This window comes from Streptomyces sp. NPDC006265 (assembly GCF_040613555.1).
Lineage (GTDB): Bacteria > Actinomycetota > Actinomycetes > Streptomycetales > Streptomycetaceae > Streptomyces.
The window spans coordinates 1-1,937 of sequence record NZ_JBEXSH010001242.1 but is presented as its reverse complement, the minus strand read 5'-3'; the positions used below and the strand labels follow the sequence as shown (position 1 = coordinate 1,937).

Here is a 1,937-nt window from a genome sequence, read left to right as displayed (position 1 = left end):
GGGGTTGCCGTTCGGCTCACGGTCGTATGTGGTTGATCGCGCCCACGCGGCGGAGTCGCACGACGATACAACCCCGCGCCCCTGGGTCGGCCGCCCTACCGCTGGTAGAAGGGCCGGACCCGCTCCCTCATCCACGCTCCCACCGGGTCCTCCGTCACGTCCAGGAGCACCAGGTTGACCGGCCAGGGGGCCGGGACGGCGGTGACGGCACGGGTGAGGGCGTCCAGGGGCAGGGCGCGCAGGTCGCCCTCCCACTGGGAGAGTTCGACGCCCACGAACATCACCGGGTCGGCGGTCTCGATGGCGGCGAGGCAGCGGCGGGCCGTGACGACGACACCGGTGGCCTCGAACTCGGCGGAGGCGGCGGCGAGGAAGTCCACCGGGTCGTCCTGCCAGTCGGGCTCGAAGAGGCGGACCCGGCCGCCGCTCGCGGGGCCGTCCAGCGGGGTCCGGACGGCCCGGCACAGCTCGGCCACGGCGGGCGGCGGGAGCGGGATGCCCACCACACCGCCCGGGTTGACGGCTATGCCCGCGTGCGGGGGCAGACCGCGGGCGAACTCCACGGCGGGGGCGATGGTGTACGACATGTGGGAGCCGACGGCCTGGCGGAACTGCTCCTCGGAGCTGAACACCGGCACGAACGCCTGCCCGTCGATCTCGATGCCGGGCAGGTCGAGGGGGCCGCTGTGCGGGCCGCCGCCGCTGGGCAGCGGGATCCACACGAAGCTCCGGCCGAGCACCTCGACGATCCGCCCGCCGGCCGCCGGTCCGGCGCCGAGGGAGGCCGAGAGCACCTCCTCCAGCTCGTTGCCGGGCCAACCGCCGTGCGGGTGGGTCTGCGTCTGCGCCGGAAAGTCCGCGGAGAAGTCCGCCGGGATGTCCATCTGCCTACCGCCTGCCTGGAACCACTGCTGTGGCTCAAAAGGCTAACGGCTGACGGACGCCGGGGTGCCTCTATGTCTTTCGTCAACCCTGTCGTGCCGGGTTTGAGGTGATTCGTTGGTATGAGGTTCATCCGGCGGCAGGGGTGGCGGTGTCGGGCTCGCGGGGTTCGTAGAAGGTGCCGTCGCGGAGCATGCAGACCTGCCGCCCGCGAGCTGTCCGGCATTGCGCCGGACCGGGTGGTGGCCGGACCTCTCATCAGCGTCTCCGACGGCACCTCCCGGGCCCGGTGACACCACCCCCCAGGTCATCCGTTCGACAGGGGGACACAGTCGTGCCGGGCCCGGAGGCCAGCGGCCCTCCTGCAGGACCGCGAAGAACATAACGGGGGGCATGGGAGGACGGCCCCGTGCAGGACCGCCCTGTGGACGACGACGCGGGCTCAGCCCGTGAAGCCGATTCTGTGGAGGGTGTTCGCCGTGTCCCGGTCGGCGAGGACGGCCGAGCCGCAGCCGGTGGGGAGGTCGCCGCGTTCCACCGCGCGCAGAAGGCGGTCGCTCGCCGCGCGGTGGCGCAGGAACGCGTAGCGCGAGACGCCGCGGCCGCGGTCGCGCTGACCGGCCAGGGCCTGCTCGGGCGTGACGTCGAGGAGGAGCAGGTGGAGCGTGCCGCCCCGGCGGCGGGCCTCGCGGGCGAGCCAGCGGCGGACCCAGGCCTGGGTGCCGCAGTCGTGCACGACGACGGCCTCCCCGGCGCCCAGCGCGCCGCGCAGCCCGGCGTAGTGGGTGAGGCGGACGAGCGGACGGTAGAGCGCGTACGGCAGGGCGCGCGGCATGCGGCGCTCCCAACGGTCGCGGGTGTCCTGGGAGTCGATGCGCCGGCCCGGCACGGTGCGCCGCATCAGCGTGGACTTGCCGCTGCCGGGCAGGCCCGTGACCACGACGAGGTCGCGGGGGCCGAACAGCAGCGCGTGCGGGCCGCCCCCGGGGCCATCGCGCAGGTCGCGGACGACCGGCGCCGGCGTCGGCGCCGGGCCGCGGACCGCCCGGACCGGA

General features: G+C 74.5%; 2 protein-coding genes. Both read right to left on the bottom strand.

The features are described 5' to 3' along the window. Window positions 1-95: 95 nt before the first annotated feature. On the bottom strand, window positions 96-884 hold the full coding sequence (locus tag ABZ281_RS47590; RefSeq protein WP_356664883.1) for an enhanced serine sensitivity protein SseB: 789 nt from the start codon (window positions 882-884) through the stop codon (window positions 96-98). Between the two features lie 440 nt (window positions 885-1,324). Next, on the bottom strand, window positions 1,325-1,937 hold a 613-nt coding region (locus ABZ281_RS47585), incomplete at its 5' end, for an AAA family ATPase (protein ID WP_356664881.1).

Excerpts from the sequence above, each read along its gene's own strand:
- ABZ281_RS47590 (WP_356664883.1), bottom strand. The coding sequence starts at position 884 with ATGGACATCCCGGCGGACTTCTCCGCGGACTTTCCGGCGCAGACGCAG.